This window comes from Streptomyces sp. NPDC051105 (assembly GCF_040682795.1).
Taxonomy (GTDB): domain Bacteria; phylum Actinomycetota; class Actinomycetes; order Streptomycetales; family Streptomycetaceae; genus Streptomyces.
The window spans coordinates 155,646-174,303 of record NZ_JBFBBR010000018.1 but is presented as its reverse complement, the minus strand read 5'-3'; the positions used below and the strand labels follow the sequence as shown (position 1 = coordinate 174,303).

Sequence of the window (18,658 nt, the reverse complement as noted above, 5' to 3'; positions counted from 1 at the left end):
GGTGCGGCGAGTGGGGGCACCTCCCACGCCCTTAAGGCAGTGGGGGAGCGTGCATGGCGTCGCGGGGCAGACGGGAATTTGACGACAGGGCCTAGCGCCGCCGGTCGACCGCCGACGGACCGGTGGTCCCGGGTGCGGAGCGCGGAGCGCCGGGTGCCGGGCTCCGGGCTCCGGGCTCCGGGCTCCGGGCTCCGGGTGCCGGGTGCCGGGTGCCGGGTGCCGGGTGCCTGGTGCAGGGTGCCTGGTGCGGCGTCATTGGTGCCTGTGGCGGGCGGCGCGGGTGGCGACGGCGGCTGGCGCTACGCTCCGGTTACATGGTGCACGTACTGAGCAGTCGTACCCTGGTCCACCCCACCGATCCCGAGCGCTCCCGTGCCTTCTACGGCGAGCAGCTGGGCCTCACCGTCTACCGCGAGTTCGGCACCGGCACCGAGCGCGGCACGGTGTACTTCCTGGGCGGCGGTTTCCTGGAGGTCTCCGGGCGCTCGGACGCGCCCGCTTCTCCCGCCGTGCAGCTGTGGATGCAGGTCGCGGATGCCGGCGCGGCGCACGAGGAGCTGGCGGCGAAGGGGGTCGAGATCGTACGTCCGCCGGTGAAGGAGCCGTGGGGCCTGGTCGAGATGTGGATCGCGGATCCGGACGGCATCAGGATCGTGCTGGTGGAGGTACCGGCGGACCATCCGATGCGGTACCGGCCGGGGATCTGAGGGCGCGCCCGGATCCGATGGCCGCTGTCAGTGGCGGGGTCTAGCGTTCGGAGGAGAGATCCCCTTGGAGGAGTGGCCATGGAGTTCGACAAGCCGGTGACAGGCGGCCCCTGCTGGACGGAGCTGGGGACCGACGACCTGGAGGGCGCCAAGCGGTTCTACGCGGAGCTGTTCGGCTGGCGTCCGGAGACGGATCCCCGGCAGGAGGCCGGCGGCTACACCGTGGCGCATCTCGGGGACGCGGCGGTCGCGGCCCTCACCCCGGTGTACCAGGAGTCCCAACCGGTCGCGTGGAACGTGTCGTTCGCGGTGACCGACGCGGACGCGACCGCGCGGCTGGTGGAGGAGGCCGGCGGCACGGTGGTCGTCGGCCCGATGGACGTCTTCGACGTGGGCCGCTTCTCGGTCGCCCTCGACCCCACCGGCGCGGCCTTCCAGCTGTGGGAGGCGCGGGCCTTCCCCGGCGCCGGGCTGCTCAACGCGCCCGGCGCGCTGGGCTGGGTGGAGCTGGCGACCCGGGACACCGGCCGGGCCGGGAACTTCTACCGCACCGTCTTCGGCTGGAGCGCCGAGTCCTCCGAGTGGTACACGGAGTTCGCCGTCGGCGGGCAGCAGTTCGGCGGGATGGCCGACATGGGCGACCGGTTCCCGCCCGAGGTGCCGCCGCACTGGCTGCCGTACTTCGCGGTCGAGGACGTGGACGACACGGCCGAGGCTGCGGTCGCGGCGGGCGGCGTGGTGCGGGCGGAGCCGATGACGGTGCCGGACGGCCCGCGTATCGCCGTACTGACCGATCCGCGGGGCGCGGTGTTCGGCGTCTTCCGGGCGGAGGAGAAGGGCTGAGCCGGGGGTCATCCGTGCGGTGTGCCGGGGCCGTCGGCAGCGGATCGACGGCCGGCGCTGCCGCCATCGCCGTACCCTCCGTGACATCCCGCGGTCAGGCTCGCAACGCGCCCATCCTGCCTTCCAGTCGTCCCAGCAACTCGGCCAGCAGACCGGCCAGTTCGCCCTGTCCGTCGGGGGCCAGGACGGACAGCACGGCCGTCTCGTAGGCCAGCTGCTCGGGCAGGATGCCGTCGACCAGGTCACGGCCCGCCTCGGTGAGGCGGAGGTGGGCGACCCGCCGGTCCCGGGCGTCGCCGCGCCGCTCGACCAGGCCCCGCTCGGTGAGCTGCTTGAGGCGTTTGGTGACGGCGGCGCCGGAGGAGAAGGTCTCCTTGGCCAGCTCGCTCGGGGTCAGCTCGTGGCCGGTGCGGCGCAGCGCGCCGAGCAGGTCGAACTCGGGGCGGCTGAGGCCCGCGCGGCGCAGCGGGGCGTCCTCGGCCTGCTGGAGCAGGGCGGCGCAGCGGTTGATGCGGCCGATGACCTCCATCGGCCCGGTGTCCAGCTGGGGATGGACGGCCTGCCACTGCCGGACGACGGCGGCGACCGTGTCGTCTCTGCCCGTACCCCCGTCCGCTTCGCCGTCGGCCGCCGGTCGTCCGTTGGTCGCCGTCATGGCCGTACGTCCTCCGTAGTCCTCGTGCCGTCCCAGGAGTGCGGTCCCTGGCGTCGTACCGTCGCGGCGAGCGTACGGTGTCCGGTCTGCTCGGCGAGTACGACCCGCTCCTGGGGCAGTGCGCGCTGCCACCACTCGCCGGACGCGGCGTCTGCCGTGGCGCGCAGCTCGGCGAGGGCGGCGGACAGGATGCGGCGGGCGGTCTCCAGGGCGCGCGGGGCGGGGTGCGGCTCGGCGAGCAGCCGGGCGGCCTCCTCCCGGGCCCGCTCGACGGCGGCCAGGGCGTGTTCGATGCGGTCGCCGGCCCGGCGGTCGGTGACCACGATGGCGGCGGCGAAGCCGACGAGCGCGCCGATCAGGGTGTCCAGGACCCGCTCGGTGATCAGCTGCCCGGAGTCCTGGGTGCGGGCGAACTCGGTGATGAGCAGCGCCATCGGGGTGACGCAGACGCTGCCGAGCCAGTAGTTGCGGCCGATCAGCGCCTCGGCGCCGAAGTTGAGGACGAGGCAGCTCAGTACCAGGACGGCCGGGTGCAGATGGGCGAGGGGCACGACGGCGGCGAAGACCAGGACGCCGAGGAGGTTGCCGACGACACGCTGGACGCCCCGGCTCCAGGTGAGGGTGATGTTGGCCTGGTAGAGGGAGGCGGCGGTGACCAGCGCCCAGTAGGGGCGGCCGACGCCGAGGGCCAGGGAGGCGTATCCGGCGAGGGCGCAGCCGAGCGCGGTGCGGGCGGCGAGCGGGGCGAGCGGGCCGAGCCGGTGCCACAGCGGGCGGTGCGGTACGGCGCGTTCGGCGTCGACGCCGAGGAGTTCGTCGTCGGCGCCGGCCACCCGCGGGACGCGTCCGGTGCCGCGCAGCTCGCGTGCCCAGCCGCGCAGCCGCTCGGGGTCGGCGTCGGCGGGGGCGGCGAGGGCGACCTCGGCGCGGACGACGAGGTGTTCGAGGGCGCGGCGGGTGCGGTCGGTGCGGGCGCCGGTGGCGAGCAGGGACTGCCAGGCGGCCTGTACGGCGGCCGCGGCGGTCCGGGCGCGGGCGTGGCCCTCCCCGGCACCGCGGGTGTCGGCGTAGGCGGCGGTGGCGTTCAGGGCCTGGGCGGTGGCCCGGCGCTCCGGGCCGTACGGGCGCAGCAGTCCGGGTGCCATGCCGACCAGCCAGGCCCAGGCGCCCGCGAGCAGGGTCAGTCCGACATGGCCGGGGATCTGGCCGAGCGTTTGCGGGGCGAACAGGGAGGCGGAGCTGATGAAGGTGAGGACCACGTTCGCGGGCGGGCCGACCCGGGTGGCGTCGCACAGCGCCTTCTGCACGGCGGCCATCAGGGCGCCCACGGTGACCAGGGCGACCGCGTTCGTGGTGAGCGAGGCGGCGAGCAGGGCGACGGCGAGGCCGCCGGTCATGCCGAGGACGACCCGGGCCAGGGTGCGGGCGCGGGCGGGGTAGGGGCGGTTGTGGCCGTAGAGGGCGCACAGCGATCCGGCCATCGTGTACATCGCCAGGTCGAGGCGGCCGAGGGCCAGCAGGGTCAGGTTGGGCGGGGCGACCGCGGCGACCACGCTGAGGGCGGGCTTGAACCAGATGTCGGAGGGCCGGCCGAGGCGCAGCGCACCGGCGAGGGGCAGACGGCGGGTGGTCGGGGTCGCGGAGCTCATGCCCATCAATTTAGCATGTGTTTTACTCGTAAATCACTCTCGAACGTGCCGTACGGCCGGCCGTCCGCTCCCGTCGATCAGACTCCCCTCACCTGCTGTGCTCCACCGAGTGCTCCCCGTGTACACCCTTGCGCTCGCGTGCGCGCCGTGTGGGCGGGGCATCGCATCCATCGAGCGACGTCGAGCGGGGAGGTGCGCGTGCACGGACCGGCTTCGCCCGGCTGGCTGCTGGTCGCGCTGTGCGCGGCGACCGGTACCTACTGTCTGCTACGGATGCGCAGCAGTGTCGAGGAACAGCGGCGCGCCGCGGGCGGCGAGGCGCTGATGGGGTTCGGCATGGCCGCGATGGCCGTGCCCGCGACCGTCTTCACCCCACCGGTCTGGACATGGCCGCTGTACGCGGCGGTGTTCGGCACGGCCGCGCTGCGCGCCCTGTGGAGCGCCCGCGGCAGCATGCACCATCTGCACCATCTGGTGGGAGCGGCGGCGATGGTCTACATGGCGGTGGCGATGGCGGCCTCCCCCGGCGGCCACCACCACGGCGGCGCCGGAGTCCCCGCGGTGACCGGGCTGCTGCTCCTCTACTTCACCGGCTATGTCCTGCTGTCCGGTGCACGGCTGGTGCCGGTCGCGGTGGCGGGGGCCGGGACCGGGACGACCAGATGGGGCGACCGGCCCGAGCTGGCACGGGCGTGCCGGCTGTCGATGGGAATCGGGATGGTGGCCATGCTCCTGGCGCTGTGAGCGGGTGACCGCTCTCGCGGCGCACACGTTGCTTGCATCACTTTGGCGCAACGGGCTGTACCCCCGGGCGGTCCCCCCTCATAGGGTGCTGGCCATGATGGTCCCCGTGGCGCTGCTGCTGCTCGGCATCCTGACGGCCGTGGCCGGTCCCCGGCTGCTCGCCCGGGCCGACTGGACGGACCGGGAGCCGGTGGTCGCCCTGTGGGCGTGGCAGTGCGTGGTGGCGGCCGTACTGCTGTGCTGTGCGCTGTCGATGACGCTGAGCGCGGCGGCGGCCTGGCAGGCGGCGCGGGGGCAGTTGTTCGCGACCGCCCCGAGCGGGGTCGCGGACGCCTATCCGCTCGCCGCGACCGGCCCCTGGGCGGCGACGACGGCCGTGACGCTGGCCTGCGCCGGGCTCTGGAGTGGGGCGATGCTGGTGCGCGAGATCGCGGGGGCCAGGGCCCGGCGCCGGCAGCGGCGGGCCGAACTCCTGGTCCGCGCACCGCTGTTGCCCGGTGAGGAGCGGTCCGCCGATCGGCTCGTGGTACTCGAGGGCGAGCGCCCGGACGCCTGGTGGCTACCCGGCGCCGCGCCCCAACTCGTGGTGACCACGGCCGCGTTGCGCCGACTGAAAGGACGTCAGCTGGACGCGGTCCTCGCCCATGAGCGGGGGCACGCCCAAGCCCGGCACGACTGGCTGCTGCACTGTGCGGCGGCGCTGGCGGGCGGGTTTCCGCAGATCCCGGTGTTCGCCGCGTTCCGCGACGAGATGCACCGGCTGGTCGAACTGGCCGCGGACGACATGGCGTCCCGGCGGCACGGTCGTCTGACCACCGCGCTCGCCCTGGTCGAACTCAACGAGGACCGGGGGGTGTTCGGCCCCGGCCCGGCCCGGCACGCCCATCTCCCGCAGCGTGTGAACCGGTTGCTCACCGCCCCGGACCGACTCCCGGCCCGGCACCGGCTGCGGCTGACCGCGACGGCCGCTCTGGTCCCCGTGATCCCGGTGCTGGTGGCACTCGTGCCGGGACTGCGCGCGCTCGGATAAAGCCGTACCCATCAGGGAATTGCCCTTCGGGCAATGATTCGGCAAAGATCACGTCATGTTCCCCCCGCCCAGCGACCGTCCTGCTCCGCTTCTCGCGACCGCCGTCCTCGCCCTCTCCTCGGCGCTGCTGCTCGCCCTCGTCGCCGGCGAGTGGCCTCCCCTGGTCGCGCTGGACGAGGACATCGCCGACGCCACCCATCGCTGGGCCGTCGCGGACCACGGCACCACCCATGTGCTGCGCATCCTGACGGACTGGGTCTGGGATCCGCTGACCATGCGCCTGGTGTGCGCGGGCGTCGCGGTGTGGCTGGTGTGGCGGCACTCGGCGTGGCGGACCGCCCTGTGGCTGACCCTGACCTGCGCGCTCGGCACGGTCGCCCAGCAGTCCCTGAAGGCCGCCGTCGGCCGCCCGCGCCCCCAGTGGTCCGACCCGGTCGACTCCGCCCACTACACGGCCTTCCCCTCCGGGCACACCATGACCGCCACCGTGGTGTGCGGCCTGCTGCTGTGGCTGCTGCACCGCTGCGGCACCGGCCGCGCACTGTGGCGTACGGCTCTGATCGCGGCCGGGATCTCGGTCGTCGGCGTCGGCCTGACCCGGGTGTGGCTCGGCGTGCACTGGCCCTCGGACGTCCTGGGCGGCTGGCTGCTCGGGGCCCTGGTGGTGGCGCTCGCGGTGGTGGCGTACGAGTGGGAGCGCGACGGCCGGGGACACCCTCACTAGCGGACGACCTCGTTCAGGGCCCGACCGCCGGCCCCACTGCCTACGATCGCCGGGCGGCCTCGGGAGACTCCCGCTCGGTCACCGAAGGAGGGTACTTTGTCCAGCGTTTCCAGACGGTCCCTGCTCGGATACTCGGGAACGGCCGCAGCGGGCGCGGTGGTCGGCACCACGGCGTCCGCGCAGCAGGCACAGGCGGCGGAGTCGGCGACAGAGACCGCGTCGACGCAGTTCCCGCAGGGGACGCTCTTCAGCGGCGGCAGCAACCTGGGCGGCGACGCCGATCTGTACCTCACGGTCAAGTTCAGCGTCGACACGAACGCCACGGACGGCTCGGGCAACCGCATCGATCCCGTGGAACTCGCCGGTCTGCTCAGTGACTTCGCCGTCAGCCGCGGCTGGCCGGCCCTCACGTTCTACGGCACCCCGAGTCCCGCCAAGCTGAACTGAACGCCCCCCGACGGCAGCCCGCGCTGGACACGGCCCGGGTAAAGTCCAGCGCATGGCTGCCGTGCTCTTCGACTTCTCCGGAACCCTCTTCCGTATCGAGTCCACCGAATCCTGGCTGCGGGCGGTGCTCGCCGAGTCCGAAACGGGGCTCACCGAGGCGGAGTTGACCGCCGCCGCGCGGGCGCTCGAGGTGGCCGGGGCACAGCCCGGCGGGGCGAACCCGGTGGAACTGCCCGAGGAACTGGCCGGGGTGTGGGCGGTACGCGACGAGAGCGCGGAGCAGCACCGGGCCGCCTACACCGGGCTGTCCCGCCGGGTGCCGCTGCCGGACCCGGCGCTGCACGACGCGCTGTACGAGCGGCACATGGCCCCGGACGCCTGGACGCCGTACCCGGACGCCGCCGAAGTTCTGCGGACGCTGCGCGCGCAGGGGATCGGGGTCGGCGTGGTCAGCAACATCGGCTGGGACCTGCGCCCGGTCTTCCGCGCCCACGGGCTCGACGCGCATGTGGACGCGTACGTCCTGTCGTACGAACACGGTGTCCAGAAGCCGGATCCCCGGCTCTTCACGGTCGCCCTGGAGGCGCTCGGGGCCGCCCCCGCCGAGACGCTGATGGTCGGGGACAGCAGGCCCGCCGACGGCGGCGCGGCGGCGCTGGGCTGCCGGGTGCACTTCGTGGACCATCTGCCGGTGACCCAACGACCGGACGCGCTGCTGCCGGTGCTCGACCTGGCGGGCGTGGGCCGCCGACCGGCCACCCCCACGCGGGCCTGACCCGTTCCAGCCGTCCGTCCGAGACGCTCCCCCGTGTCGCCCCGGACGGACGGCAGCCCTGAACAGGCCCCGCGCAGAGCGGTGCCCACTGCGTCGATTATAGTTGGCTGGCAGCCAGTCAACGCAGGAGTTCCAGGATGTCCCCTCGCAGCGCCTCGGTCAATGAAGAGTTGCGGAGGCGTTCCCGGGAGCGGCTTCTGCAGGCCGCGGTCGAACTGGTCGACGAGCACGGTTTCGAGGCCACCACCCTGGGTGCCATCGCCGATCGCGCCGGGTCGGCGCGCGGACTGGTGTCGTACTACTTCCCCGGCAAGCGCCAGCTGGTCCAGTCGGCCGTGCACCGGCTGATGCACCGCACGCTGGAGGAGGGGCTGGAGCGTGAGCCTCGGACGGACGACGGCCGGGAGCGGCTGGCCCGCGCCATCGACGCCATCCTGGGTCTCACGCGCGACCGGCCGGTGCTGATGCGCCAGCACATGGCCGGCCTGCTCCAGGCGGAGGGCTTCGTGCAGTGCCCGGAGCAGCGCCGGCTGTCGGAACTGCTGGGCGACACCGTCGCCCGCTCCGGTTCACAGGACGTCACGGCCGACTACCCGATGCTGCGCGCCCTGCTGATGGGTGCGGTGTACGCGGCGCTGGTGCCGGGGGTGCCGATGCCGATCCCGGTGCTGCGGGCGGAGCTGTTCGAGCGCTACGGGCTCGACTGGGAGCTGGGCGTGCCCCCGGAGTCCGCACCCGCGGCGGAGCCGCAGGACCTGTCCCGGTTCTTCGCCACGGAGGACCGGACCGGCTCCGAGTGACCGGCCCGGTCAGCGGCGCGCGTGCCGCGGTGTCAGAAAGCCCGCGTCGCGTGCCTGCGCGATGAGCCGGAGCGACCGCCGGCGGCTGTGCCCGGTCGCCCACATCACGGCGAGGACGGGGTCGACGCCCTTCTCCTGCGCGACCCGGTACTCCTGGGCGACCAGCCACCGTCCCTCGATGCCCCGCGGCCAGGCGGGCCGGGCGCGCCGCGGACCGACGGCGCCCGCCGCGCCTTCCGCGCCCGCCGCGCCTTCCGCGCCCACGGCACCTTCCGCACCGTCTTCGAGATCCTCTCCGGCGGGCTCCTCGTCCGCGTACGACTCCATCCCGCACCCCCTGAACAGCGGTTCCTCGATCCAGTCGGCGAGCACCGTCAGATCGGCCAGCGACAGCGGCGGCCGCGCGGTGACGTCCTCGATCGACACCCGCCCCCCGGCCACCACGGCGAGCGCGTCGACCTGGGCGCCGTCCCCGAAGGCCAGCCTGACCTGGAACCAGGACGTGGCCCCGGTGTGCTCCTGCACCTCCCAGGCGCGCGACACGGCCACCGTGCCGTCCTCCGCACGCCGATCAGACAGATTAAGAAAGGATGCTTCCAGCACACACGAAACGTAACCGCATGATCACACTCCATACGAGCGGACACGCGTCCGTTTCACCCCAGCGGCCCCTGTCGAGGCGGCCACGCCGGTGGGATGCTGGAGCCACCAGCCCCTCGGGCAAGGAGTCCCCGTGTTGCGTGTCGCCGTCGTCGGCTCCGGGCCGAGCGGGTGCTACACCGCCCAGAACCTCGTCCAGCTCGACCCCACGGTGGTCGTGGACGTCCTGGACCGGCTGCCGTGCCCGTACGGACTGGTGCGGTACGGAGTCGCCCCGGACCACGAGAAGATCAAGTCACTGCAGGGCAATCTGCGCACGGTCCTCGAACACGAGCGGGTGCGGTTCCTCGGCGGGGTCCGGATCGGGGGCAGGGGCGGGCTGCCGGTGGAGCGGCTGCGGGAGCTGTACCACGCGGTGGTGTACTGCGTGGGCGCCGCCACCGACCGGCGGCTCGGGATCCCCGGCGAGGAGCTGCCGGGCAGCTGGTCGGCGACCGAGTTCGTGTCCTGGTACAGCGCGCATCCGGACGCGATCGACACCGGCTTCGTGCGCGACGCCCGGTCAGCGGTGGTCATCGGGGTCGGCAACGTCGCGGTGGACGTGGCGCGGATGCTGGCCCGGGGAGTTGCGGAACTGAGCCCGACCGACATGCCGCAGGCGGCCCTGACCGAGCTCGCCGCGAGCCGGATAAGAGACGTCCACGTGGTGGGCCGGCGCGGCCCGTCCCAGGCCCGCTTCACCACCAAGGAGCTGCGCGAGCTCGGCGGCCTGCCGGGCACCGAAGTCCTGTTGGATCCGGACGAGTTGGCGCTCGACCCGGCCTACACCGATCCCTCCGCGCTGCCCGCCGCCCAGCGCCGCAACGTGGAGGTGCTGCGCGGCTGGGGCGGTGTCGGCGCCCGGGGTGCGGAGCGCAGCATCTGGCTGCGTTTCTTCCTGCGCCCGGTCGAACTCCTCGCCGACGGCGGGCGGGTGGGCTCGGTGCTCTTCGAGCGCACGGAGATCGACGCACGCGGCAGGGTGCGGGGCACCGGGCAGTACGAGACCATCGAGGCGCAGTTGGTGCTGCGTTCGGTGGGCTATCGCGGAGTACCGCTGGACGGGCTGCCGTTCGACGAGGAGACCGGGACCGTGCCCCACGAGGCCGGCCGTGTCCTGCACGGCTGTTTCAGCACGCCAGGTGACTATGTGGCCGGCTGGATCAAGCGCGGCCCGACCGGCGTCATCGGCACCAACCGGTCCGACGCCAAGGAGACGGTGACCTCCCTCCTGGCAGACGCACCCGCGCTGCTGCGCAAGGAGGTGCCGGAGGATCCGGTCGCCGCGTTGCGCTCGGCGGGCATCGAGCCGGTCCCGTGGACGGGATGGCAGGCGATCGAGCAGGCCGAGGCGGCGCTCGGCGCCCGGCTCGGCCGGAGCGTGGTCAAGCTGGCCGACTGGAACTCCCTGCTGACGGCGGCACGGTCGGGGGCGTAGCGGAGTCGACCGCGACCAGGTGGGCAGGACACGTATCGGCAACACCGCGGAAATCAACAAACTGTTCAATCCGCTTACGGTCTGGTCCTGACCGGATGTCGTCCCCGTCGCCGCTCTGGAGTTCCCGTGTCCACCACCGCCGCCGTCCCCTCCCCCGTCCATCCCGTCGACGAGGTCCCACCCGTACGGCAACTGGCCGCCTTCGGCCTGCAGCACGTGCTCGCGATGTACGCGGGCGCCGTCGCCGTCCCGCTGATCGTGGGCGGTGCGATGAAGCTGTCGCCCGCCGATCTGGCGTATCTGATCACCGCCGACCTGCTGGTGTGCGGGGTCGCGACGCTCATCCAGTGCGTGGGCTTCTGGCGCTTCGGCGTCCGGCTGCCGATCATGCAGGGCTGCACGTTCGCGGCGGTGTCGCCGATGGTCCTCATCGGCACGACGGGCGGCGGTCTGCCCGCGATCTACGGCTCGGTGATCGTCGCGGGTCTGGCGATCATGCTGCTGGCCCCGGTCTTCGGAAAGCTGCTGCGCTTCTTCCCGCCCCTGGTCACCGGCACGGTGATCCTGATCATCGGGGTCTCGCTGCTGCCGGTCGCGGGCAACTGGGCGGCGGGCGGCGCCGGTGCGAAGGACTTCGGGGAGCCGAAGAACCTGGCGCTGGCGGCCTTCGTGCTCGCGGTGGTGGTAGGCGTGCAGCGGTTCGCCCCCGCCTACCTCGCCCGGATCGCGGTCCTGATCGGCGTAGCGGTGGGCCTGGCCGTGGCGGTGCCGTTCGGGTTCACGGACTTCAGCGGGGTCGGCGACGCGGACTGGCTGGGCATCAGCACGCCGTTCCACTTCGGGACGCCCACCTTCAAGGCGTCCGCCATCGTCTCCATGCTGGTGGTGGCCCTGGTCACCATGACGGAGACGACCGGTGACCTGATCGCGGTGGGCGAGATGACCGGCCGCAAGGTCGAGCCGGGCCCCCTCTCCGACGGTCTGCGTGCCGACGGCCTCTCGACCGTCCTGGGCGGTGTCTTCAACACGTTCCCGTACACGGCGTACGCCCAGAACGTGGGCCTGGTGGGCATGACCCGGGTGCGCAGCCGCTGGGTGGTCGCGGCGGCCGGCGGCATCCTGGTCCTGCTCGGCCTGCTGCCCAAGCTGGGCGCGGTGGTCGCGGCCGTACCGGCACCGGTGCTCGGCGGCGCGGGCCTGGTGATGTTCGGGACGGTCGCGGCGAGCGGCCTGCGCACGCTCGCGACCGTCGACTTCAAGGGCAACAACAACCTGACCGTGGTGGCCGTCTCGGTGGCGGTCGGGGTGCTGCCGGTGGGGGTGCCGACCATCTACGAGAAGTTCCCCGACTGGTTCCAGACGGTGATGAACAGCGGAATCAGCGCGGGCTGTCTGACGGCGATCGTCCTGAACCTGCTCTTCAACCACCTTCCGGCGAAGGCGGGTCCGGGCTCGCCGGCGGTGAAGGCCGCGTAGGAGATCGCCTGGGTCCGGGCCGGCCGCTCACCGCCGCGCGGACGGCCTCCGCGTCCGCGGCGTCGGTCGGGCGCCGCGCGGCCCGCGCCCGTCGATCGCTCGCGGGCCGCCGTACCCGCCGGGCCCGGTCAGGCCGGGTCCTCGTCCAGTTTCTCCACCACGCGGTCGGAAAGCTGAGCCAGCATCCGCAGCTCCGCCGGCGTGACATGGTCGAGGAACAGCTCGCGCACCGCCTCCACATGCCGCGGCGCGGCCGCCTCGATCGCCGCGCACCCCTCCTCCGTGATCACCACGAAGGCGCCGCGGCCGTCCTCGGCACACTCGTCCCGAACCACCAGCCCGCGCTTCACCATGCGGGCGATGTGATGGGACATCCGGCTCTTCTCCCATTCCAGCGCCCGGGCGAGATCCAGGATCCTCCGTCGCCCGTCCGGTGCGTCCGTCAGCTCGACCAGCACCCCGAAATCCGCGGCCGACACATTCGACTCCGTCGACATCAGGCGCGACAGCCGGCCCCGCAGCCTGTCGTTCAGCCGGAGGAAGCTCCGCCACGCATGCTGCTCGTCCGCCGTCAACCAACGCACCCTGTCGCCCATGAGGGGAGTGTAAGCGTGGTTGACATTTCACCGAACCTTTCTGTCGCGACAAGGTCGTCCCGTGGGGGACACCACCGGCGTGGTTGATGTGTCAACTTGATCGCGCGGGCATCCCGCCGCACCGCCGCGGAGATCCCATGAACACGTCACCGGCGAGCGGCCCCGTCGCGCTGATCGACCACCAGCCGCTCCCGTACCTGCACGGCCACGGCAACGTCCTGGGACCCGATCGTGAGGTCAGCGGCGGGGCGGATTCCCGCGCGGAGTGATGACGGCGTTCGGCAGGGCGGGGGCGGGAAGACGACGCCCGGGGTAGCCGTCGACGGTTCCGAAGCGGTCGGACGACGCCTCCCAGTCCGCTCGGGCCCGGACGATGTCGTCATGGCTCCGGCCGATGAAGTTCCACCACATGACGATCTCCTCCTCGAAAGGTGGCCCTCCGAGCAGGATCGTCCGCGCCGGGCCGTCCGACTCGTTCACCAGCGTCAGGGTGCCCGCGCCACAGGGGACGTACCCCAGCTCGGCCGGCCGCAGCACGGTGTCGATCAAGCGGACGTCCCCGCTGTCCACGAGGAGGCCGTGCTCGAAGTCGGGCGCCACGGTGAGGGTGACCGTCGCACGCGGTTCGAGAACGACCTCTGCTCCAAGGAGTGGGGTGAAGCTTCGTACCGGGGAGGCGCCGCCGGCGAGCGAGCCCAGGAAGACCCTGATCTCCGCCCCGTCGACACGCACGGGTTCCGGCACGTGGTGCTGGAAGTCCCGGTCGGCGGCACGGTGCTGCCCCGGCAGTGCCACCCACAGTTGCACCCCATGGAGGACGGTGGTGCCCGGGGTGGAGACCTCCGAGTGGGCGATGCCGTGTCCGCCGGTCATGAGGTTCATCTCTCCGGGGCGGATCAGGGCATGGGTGCCGAGGCTGTCACGGTGCTCGATCTCGCCGCTGAACAGCCAGCTCACGGTCTGCAGTCCGGTGTGCGGATGCGGGGCGACGTCCATGCCGCCCGCGGTGGTCACATCGACGGGGCCGTAGTGGTCGGCGAAGCACCAGGCCCCGATCAGCGTGCGGGCCCGCTGGGGCAGCGTCCGACGCACGAGCAGCGCGCGCGGTCCGCCCAGAGGCACCTCTCGCGCCGACAGCACATCGACCCGGGGCGCTCCGGACTGGCGGTCCCCGTCGACCGGGGTACCACACCGCACTTCCGCCGGCCGGGTTTCCACGTTGCTCATGAGGAACACCTCCCGCACACTTTGGTTGCCGTATCAACTATCATGCCATGAAGGCGGCCAAGACGGCGCACGGGGCTGCGATCGAGGCCGGACTCGACCGCGGCCACCGGCCGGCGGGACATGGTGTGCTCCGCGCCGCGGGAGCGACACCCTCCCACTCTGGTAGACATGTCAACTACATTTCCCTGGGTGAAAGTCGCCCCGCGGGTGAACCGACCACTCACGAAGGAGTCCCTCCATGTCTGATCTCGTCTTCGGCCTGGACACGTTCGGCGATGTGCCGGAAGACGACTCCGGCAACCCGGTCTCCGACGCCCGCGCCATCCGGCAGGTCCTCGACGAGGCCGTCCTCGCGGAGGAGACCGGCGTCGACGTCATCGCCCTCGGTGAGCACCACCGCCCGGAGTTCGCGATCTCGACCCCGGAGACCGTCCTCGCCGGCATCGCGACCCGCACCAGCCGCATCCGCCTGTCCTCCGGCGTGACCGTGCTGAGTTCCGACGACCCGGTCCGGGTGTTCCAGCGGTTCGCGACCGTGGACGCCCTCTCGAACGGCCGGGCCGAGGTCATCCTGGGCCGTGGCTCCTTCACCGAGTCGTTCCCGCTCTTCGGCTACGACCTCGCCGACTACGACGTGCTGTTCGAGGAGAAGATCGAGCTCTTCGCCAAGCTGCTCGAGGAGAAGCCAGTCACCTGGAGCGGCACCAAGCGGGCACCGCTCGAGGACGCCGACGTCTTTCCCAAGACCGAGTCCGGGCACCTGAGCACCTGGGTCGGTGTCGGAGGTTCACCCCAGTCGGTGATCCGCACCGCACGCTACGGCTTCCCGCTGATGATCGCCATCATCGGCGGCTCCCCGGAACGCTTCACGCCGTACATCGACCTTTACCAGCGCGCCACCGATCAGTTCGGCACGACCGCTCATCCGGTCGGCATGCACTCGCCCGGCTTCATCGCCGACACGGACGAGGAGGCCAAGGAAGCGCACTGGCGGCACTACAAGGTCATCCGGGACCGCATCGGCTCACTGCGGGGCTGGCCGCCGATCCGCAAGGAGGAGTACGAGGCCGAGATCGAGCGCGGCTCCCTCTACATCGGGTCGCCGGAGACGGTCGCCCGCAAGATGGCCCGCGCGATCAAAGCACTCGGTGTCGGCCGTTTCGACCTCATCTACACCACGGGCGCGCAGTCGATCAGCGCTCGCCTGCGCGCGGTCGAGTTGTACGGCACCAAGGTCATCCCGATGGTCCGCGACCTCCTCGCGGGCTGACGCCAGGAACGGAGAAGAGATGCCCGCCACCACCGTCCGCACCGTCGGCATCCTGGGTGCCGGAAAGGTCGGCACCGTGCTGGCCCGCCTGGCCCTGGCCGCCGGCTACCGCGTGTTCATCGCGGGATCGGGCGACCCCGCCGAGATCGCCCTCACCGTCGAGGTCCTCACCCCCGGCGCGGTCCCGGTGACCGCCGCCGAGGCCGCGGCGGGGTCGGATGCCGTCATCCTGGCCCTTCCGCTCGGCAAGTACCGCAGCGTGCCCGCCGACGCCCTGCGCGGCAAACTCGTCGTCGACGCGATGAACTACTGGTGGGAGGTCGACGGCAGCCGCGAGGACCTCACCGACCCGCTCACCTCTTCGAGCGAGACCGTGCAGGCGTACCTGACCGGGGCACGCGTGGTCAAGGCGTTCAACCACATGGGCTACCACGACCTGGAGGACGGGGCTCGGCCCGGGGGAACCCCGGATCGCAAGGCGATCGCGATCGCCGGCGACGATCCCGACGACCTCGCCACCGTGGCCGGCCTCGTCGACGCGTTCGGATTCACTCCCGTCGTCGCCGGCCCGCTCGCCGAAGGAGTACGACTCGAACCGGGCACCGAGCCCTTCGGCGCCGACGTCGGCGCCGAAGAACTGCGTGCGATGCTCGACCGCTTCTCGGCATCGGAGCGAGGACGGGCGGTGATCAGCGCGCGGACCGCGGCTTCGGCACGGAGTGAAGACGCGGCCTGACCACCACGCGGCCTGACCACCGGCCGCCGTGGTCAGGACGGCACCGGCCGTCGGGCCTCGGCGGACCTGGTGGCGCGGCCCGGCAGGGGTGCCGGACGCTCGCGATGCGTCAGCCACGGAGGAACAGTTCCGTCGGCACCGCCCCCGCCAGCGCCCCGTACCCAGCCGGGTTGAGGTGCAGCCAGTCCCCCACCTGGAGGTCGGCCCGCAGCCGGCTCGGATCGACCGGGTCCCGTACCACCCGGTCGAAGTCGATCACGGCGTCGAAATGGCCGCGGATCCAGGCGTTGACCCGCTGCCGGGCCACCTCGCGCACGTCCGCTCCGTCGTCGTACGCGTTGCCGCCGAAGGGCAGCAGGGTGGCGCCGTAGACCCGGATGCCCTGGGCGTGGGCGCGGACCACGATCTGCCGGTAGGCGGCGATCAGGTCGTCGGTGACGGCGCGCTGGGCGTCCGGGGTGGCGGCGGCGGTGCCGATGTCGTTGACGCCCTCGAAGACGATCAGCCAGGAGACCCCGCTGCGGGACAGGACGTCCCGGTCGAGGCGGGCCAGGACATTGGGGCCGAGACCGTCGTTGAGGACTCGGTTGCCGCCGGCCGCCTGGTTGAGGACCGCGATGTCCGAGGTGGCGGATCGGGCCTGGAGGCGGTCGAAGAACTGGTCGGGCCAGCGGTCGTTGCCGTTGGTCGTGGACCCCCGGCCGTCGGTGAGCGAGTCACCGAGCACGGCCACGGCCCGGGTCGCGGCCGGCGCCGCCACCTCGACGTCGCTCAGCAGATACCAGTGGTCGGCCGAGGCGGCGCCGTTCAGGTCCGTGTCCCGGGTGTGGTCGCCGTTGACGAGGTACGACGTGGTGCGCGAACCCGGGTGGGAGGTGAGTGCCAGATCGGGCTGGCCCTGCGCGGTGTAGGCGGTGACGGAGAGGTTGGATCCGGGGGCCAGCTCGAAGCCGACGGGATCGGAGACGACCTGGGCGCCGACGGGGACGACGGTCGCGGTACGGCCCGAGAACGTCACCGGGTGGAGGCTGCCGGGCACGATCGCGCTGACCCCAGCCCGGCCGTCCCGCGGCAGCGCGACGGTCACCGAGGTGAGGGGGAGCGGGGTGTCGCCGTAGGCGTTGGAGAAGCGCAGCCGCAGCCGATGGCCGCCGGTGGTGACGCGGACGGTCTGGCGCAGGGTGGTGTCGGCAAGCACCGACCTCTCCCCCGTGAAGGGCGCGGGCGGCAGATTGCCGGCCTCGGTGAGCTGCGGCATGCCGGTCCAGGTGTTCACCCAGTGGCTGCCCCGGTCCGGCCGCGCGCCGGCCTGCCGGGGACCGCGGACCAGCGCGGTGACGGCCGTGACGGTCACGACCAGGGCGAGGGCGAGAACGCAGGCGCTGAGGAGCGTGGCGAGCGGTGTTCTGCCGGGCTGCGGCTTCACGGGGACCTTCCTGACGAGGGACGGCGGCGAGGCAGTCGTCAACTGACCGTGCAGGTGGTGCCGTTGAGGGTGTACGCGGTGGGGGCCGCGCTGTTGCCGGTGTGACCGGCCTGGTAGCCGATGCTCACGCTCGCGTTCGGCGCGATCGTGGCGTTGTACGACACGTTGCTCGCCGTCACCGTCCCGGACGCGGGGCTGTAGGTGGCGTTCCAGCCGTTGGTGATGGTCTGGCCGGCGGGGAGGGTGAAATCGAGCTGCCAGCCGTTGACCGTCGTGGTACCGGTGTTGGTGAGGGTCACGGCGGCGGTCAGGCCGGTGTTCCAGGCGTTGGTGGTGACCGTCACCCGGCAGGCGCCGGCGGGCGGTTGGGGTACGGTGCCGCCGCTGTCGAGGCCGAAGAAGGTGAGGGCGCGGGCGGCCATGCCGTAGGAGTAGAGGCTGTGGCCGACGCCCTGGAGGCTGATCGCCTCGACGGGGGCCTGGTCACCGGTGGCGCCGTAGCGGGTGCGGGTCCAGCCGCCGACGGGACTGTCCGTGGCCGCCGGCGTCTGGCTCACGCCCAGGACGTTCGTCCACTGCTTGATCTCCTCGCCGAAGTCGGCGTAGGAGAGGGTGGTGTCCTCGGTGCCGTGCCAGAGCTGCATCCGTGGCCGGGGGCCGGTGTAGCCGGGGTAGGCGGCGCGCACCAGGTCGCCCCATTCCTGCGGGGTGTGGCCGATGGTGCCGCCGGAGCAGGCGCTGTTCCACTCGGAGCCGTCGGTGGTCGCGAAGCACGCGAACGGGACGCCGGAGAAGGCGGCGCCCGCCGCGAACACGTCCGGGTAGTCGCCGAGCAGGACGTTGGTCATCATCGCGCCGGAGGAGATGCCGGTGGCGAAGACCCTGCCGGTGTCGGCGGCGTAGTGGGCGCTCACCCAGTCGACCATCGACCTGATGCCGACCGGATCACTGCCGCCGCCGTGCTTCAGGGCCTGGGGCGAGGAGACGTCGAAGCACTTGCTGGCGCGGGTCACCGACGGGTACACGACGACGAAGCCGTACTGCTCGGCGAGCGCGGCCCATTCGGTCCCGGAGTACATGGCGGAGGCGGAACCGCCGCACCAGTGCACGGCGACCACGACGGCCGGGTGCGCGGTCACGCTGTTCGGCACGTAGACGTACATCTGCAGGTTGCTGGGGTTCTCGCCGAAGCCGGTGACCTCGGTGAGGGTCGCCGTGGGGACGGCGGCGGTGCGGGCCGAGGCGGCGGGCGCGGAGGCGGCCGTCAGTGCGAGCAGCGGCAGCACCAGCAGCGCGCACAGCAGGGCGAGGAGGGCCGGACGCGGACGGGTGCGCGGTGCGTCGAGGGGGGCGCCGGGGGTGGGGGGCACGTCGTTGTCCCTTTCTGATCGCGGCTCGGTGCGGCGTCGTGCGGGGATCCCCTGGCATCGTGGCATGGACATGGCCGCCATGGAAGCGCTCCCACGCGACTTCCGG

The 18,658-nt window shown here is 72.5% G+C and carries 20 protein-coding genes; 13 read left to right on the top strand and 7 right to left on the bottom strand.

The features are described 5' to 3' along the window. Window positions 1–314: 314 nt before the first annotated feature. The gene (locus tag AB0N16_RS35055) at window positions 315–707 is read left to right on the top strand and encodes a VOC family protein (RefSeq protein WP_365803908.1); all 393 of its coding nucleotides are present in this window, start codon (window positions 315–317) and stop codon (window positions 705–707) included. A 78-nt stretch (window positions 708–785) separates the two neighbouring features. Continuing rightward, window positions 786–1,550, top strand: coding sequence for a VOC family protein (locus AB0N16_RS35050; RefSeq protein WP_365803906.1), 765 nt, complete (start codon window positions 786–788; stop codon window positions 1,548–1,550). A 94-nt stretch (window positions 1,551–1,644) separates the two neighbouring features. Here AB0N16_RS35050 and AB0N16_RS35045 read toward each other — a convergent pair whose 3' ends face one another. Together AB0N16_RS35045 and AB0N16_RS35040 are read right to left on the bottom strand one after the other, a co-directional pair. Beyond that, window positions 1,645–2,205 (bottom strand): MarR family transcriptional regulator, encoded by a 561-nt coding sequence (locus AB0N16_RS35045; RefSeq protein ID WP_365803904.1) that lies wholly within the window; start codon window positions 2,203–2,205, stop codon window positions 1,645–1,647. Then, window positions 2,202–3,854: an FUSC family protein gene (locus AB0N16_RS35040; RefSeq protein WP_365803902.1), complete on the bottom strand. Its 1,653-nt coding sequence runs from the start codon at window positions 3,852–3,854 to the stop codon at window positions 2,202–2,204. Before AB0N16_RS35040 ends, AB0N16_RS35045 begins: the two co-directional genes overlap by 4 nt. A gap of 198 nt (window positions 3,855–4,052) precedes the next feature. Here AB0N16_RS35040 and AB0N16_RS35035 point away from each other — a divergent pair, with 198 nt between their 5' ends. The 6 genes from AB0N16_RS35035 (at window position 4,053) to AB0N16_RS35010 (ending at window position 8,374) form a co-directional block, all read left to right on the top strand. Next, window positions 4,053–4,598, top strand: a complete 546-nt coding sequence (locus AB0N16_RS35035) for a DUF5134 domain-containing protein (protein WP_365803900.1) — start codon at window positions 4,053–4,055, stop codon at window positions 4,596–4,598. A gap of 94 nt (window positions 4,599–4,692) precedes the next feature. Then, window positions 4,693–5,628 (top strand): M56 family metallopeptidase, encoded by a 936-nt coding sequence (locus AB0N16_RS35030; RefSeq protein ID WP_365803898.1) that lies wholly within the window; start codon window positions 4,693–4,695, stop codon window positions 5,626–5,628. A 55-nt stretch (window positions 5,629–5,683) separates the two neighbouring features. After that, window positions 5,684–6,352 carry a phosphatase PAP2 family protein gene (locus tag AB0N16_RS35025; protein WP_365803896.1) on the top strand — a complete coding sequence of 223 codons (669 nt, stop codon included), beginning with the start codon at window positions 5,684–5,686 and terminating at the stop codon, window positions 6,350–6,352. A gap of 96 nt (window positions 6,353–6,448) precedes the next feature. Continuing rightward, a complete protein-coding gene (locus AB0N16_RS35020) occupies window positions 6,449–6,799 on the top strand; it encodes a twin-arginine translocation signal domain-containing protein (RefSeq protein WP_365803894.1) in 351 nt (116 codons plus the stop codon). A 52-nt stretch (window positions 6,800–6,851) separates the two neighbouring features. Next, window positions 6,852–7,574 carry an HAD-IA family hydrolase gene (locus AB0N16_RS35015; protein ID WP_365803892.1) on the top strand — a complete coding sequence of 241 codons (723 nt, stop codon included), beginning with the start codon at window positions 6,852–6,854 and terminating at the stop codon, window positions 7,572–7,574. Between the two features lie 137 nt (window positions 7,575–7,711). After that, window positions 7,712–8,374 carry a helix-turn-helix domain-containing protein gene (locus AB0N16_RS35010; protein WP_365803890.1) on the top strand — a complete coding sequence of 221 codons (663 nt, stop codon included), beginning with the start codon at window positions 7,712–7,714 and terminating at the stop codon, window positions 8,372–8,374. A 9-nt stretch (window positions 8,375–8,383) separates the two neighbouring features. Here AB0N16_RS35010 and AB0N16_RS35005 read toward each other — a convergent pair whose 3' ends face one another. Next, complete coding sequence (locus AB0N16_RS35005; protein WP_365803888.1) at window positions 8,384–8,923, bottom strand: DUF6214 family protein; 540 nt, start codon at window positions 8,921–8,923, stop codon at window positions 8,384–8,386. Window positions 8,924–9,107: 184 nt separating this feature from the next. On the opposite strand from AB0N16_RS35005, the gene AB0N16_RS35000 reads away from it, so the two are divergent. Both AB0N16_RS35000 and AB0N16_RS34995 read left to right on the top strand, forming a co-directional pair. Beyond that, window positions 9,108–10,451 carry an FAD-dependent oxidoreductase gene (locus AB0N16_RS35000; protein ID WP_365803886.1) on the top strand — a complete coding sequence of 448 codons (1,344 nt, stop codon included), beginning with the start codon at window positions 9,108–9,110 and terminating at the stop codon, window positions 10,449–10,451. Between the two features lie 126 nt (window positions 10,452–10,577). Next, window positions 10,578–11,927 (top strand): nucleobase:cation symporter-2 family protein, encoded by a 1,350-nt coding sequence (locus AB0N16_RS34995; RefSeq protein ID WP_365803884.1) that lies wholly within the window; start codon window positions 10,578–10,580, stop codon window positions 11,925–11,927. A gap of 128 nt (window positions 11,928–12,055) precedes the next feature. Here AB0N16_RS34995 and AB0N16_RS34990 read toward each other — a convergent pair whose 3' ends face one another. Beyond that, window positions 12,056–12,523: a MarR family winged helix-turn-helix transcriptional regulator gene (locus AB0N16_RS34990; RefSeq protein ID WP_365803882.1), complete on the bottom strand. Its 468-nt coding sequence runs from the start codon at window positions 12,521–12,523 to the stop codon at window positions 12,056–12,058. Window positions 12,524–12,660: 137 nt separating this feature from the next. On the opposite strand from AB0N16_RS34990, the gene AB0N16_RS34985 reads away from it, so the two are divergent. Continuing rightward, window positions 12,661–12,792, top strand: coding sequence for a hypothetical protein (locus AB0N16_RS34985; protein WP_365803880.1), 132 nt, complete (start codon window positions 12,661–12,663; stop codon window positions 12,790–12,792). Here AB0N16_RS34985 and AB0N16_RS34980 read toward each other — a convergent pair. Continuing rightward, the gene (locus tag AB0N16_RS34980) at window positions 12,761–13,750 is read right to left on the bottom strand and encodes a pirin family protein (RefSeq protein WP_365803878.1); all 990 of its coding nucleotides are present in this window, start codon (window positions 13,748–13,750) and stop codon (window positions 12,761–12,763) included. The genes AB0N16_RS34985 and AB0N16_RS34980 overlap by 32 nt on opposite strands. A 238-nt stretch (window positions 13,751–13,988) precedes the next feature. Between AB0N16_RS34980 and AB0N16_RS34975 the strand changes: the two genes are divergently transcribed. Next, the gene (locus tag AB0N16_RS34975; protein ID WP_365803876.1) at window positions 13,989–15,020 is read left to right on the top strand and encodes an LLM class flavin-dependent oxidoreductase; all 1,032 of its coding nucleotides are present in this window, start codon (window positions 13,989–13,991) and stop codon (window positions 15,018–15,020) included. Between the two features lie 19 nt (window positions 15,021–15,039). After that, entirely contained in the window at window positions 15,040–15,756 is a 717-nt protein-coding gene (locus tag AB0N16_RS34970) for an NAD(P)-binding domain-containing protein (RefSeq protein ID WP_365803874.1), read from the top strand. A gap of 109 nt (window positions 15,757–15,865) precedes the next feature. Here the strand turns inward: AB0N16_RS34970 and AB0N16_RS34965 are convergent, their stop codons facing one another. Next, a complete protein-coding gene (locus tag AB0N16_RS34965; RefSeq protein WP_365803872.1) occupies window positions 15,866–17,182 on the bottom strand; it encodes an SGNH/GDSL hydrolase family protein in 1,317 nt (438 codons plus the stop codon). A gap of 38 nt (window positions 17,183–17,220) precedes the next feature. Further along, complete coding sequence (locus tag AB0N16_RS34960; RefSeq protein ID WP_365803918.1) at window positions 17,221–18,483, bottom strand: PHB depolymerase family esterase; 1,263 nt, start codon at window positions 18,481–18,483, stop codon at window positions 17,221–17,223. Between the last annotated feature and the right edge of the window lie 175 nt (window positions 18,484–18,658).

What these genes read in the sequence shown, in the direction of transcription:
- AB0N16_RS35055 (WP_365803908.1), top strand. Translation starts at nt 315, where the DNA reads ATGGTGCACGTACTGAGCAGTCGTACCCTGGTCCACCCCACCGATCCC.
- AB0N16_RS35050 (WP_365803906.1), top strand. Translation starts at nt 786, where the DNA reads ATGGAGTTCGACAAGCCGGTGACAGGCGGCCCCTGCTGGACGGAGCTG.
- AB0N16_RS35045 (WP_365803904.1), bottom strand. Translation starts at nt 2,205, where the DNA reads ATGACGGCGACCAACGGACGACCGGCGGCCGACGGCGAAGCGGACGGG.
- AB0N16_RS35040 (WP_365803902.1), bottom strand. Translation starts at nt 3,854, where the DNA reads ATGAGCTCCGCGACCCCGACCACCCGCCGTCTGCCCCTCGCCGGTGCG.
- AB0N16_RS35030 (WP_365803898.1), top strand. Translation starts at nt 4,693, where the DNA reads ATGATGGTCCCCGTGGCGCTGCTGCTGCTCGGCATCCTGACGGCCGTG.
- AB0N16_RS35025 (WP_365803896.1), top strand. Translation starts at nt 5,684, where the DNA reads ATGTTCCCCCCGCCCAGCGACCGTCCTGCTCCGCTTCTCGCGACCGCC.
- AB0N16_RS35015 (WP_365803892.1), top strand. Translation starts at nt 6,852, where the DNA reads ATGGCTGCCGTGCTCTTCGACTTCTCCGGAACCCTCTTCCGTATCGAG.
- AB0N16_RS35010 (WP_365803890.1), top strand. Translation starts at nt 7,712, where the DNA reads ATGTCCCCTCGCAGCGCCTCGGTCAATGAAGAGTTGCGGAGGCGTTCC.
- AB0N16_RS34990 (WP_365803882.1), bottom strand. Translation starts at nt 12,523, where the DNA reads ATGGGCGACAGGGTGCGTTGGTTGACGGCGGACGAGCAGCATGCGTGG.
- AB0N16_RS34985 (WP_365803880.1), top strand. Translation starts at nt 12,661, where the DNA reads ATGAACACGTCACCGGCGAGCGGCCCCGTCGCGCTGATCGACCACCAG.
- AB0N16_RS34980 (WP_365803878.1), bottom strand. Translation starts at nt 13,750, where the DNA reads ATGAGCAACGTGGAAACCCGGCCGGCGGAAGTGCGGTGTGGTACCCCG.
- AB0N16_RS34975 (WP_365803876.1), top strand. Translation starts at nt 13,989, where the DNA reads ATGTCTGATCTCGTCTTCGGCCTGGACACGTTCGGCGATGTGCCGGAA.
- AB0N16_RS34970 (WP_365803874.1), top strand. Translation starts at nt 15,040, where the DNA reads ATGCCCGCCACCACCGTCCGCACCGTCGGCATCCTGGGTGCCGGAAAG.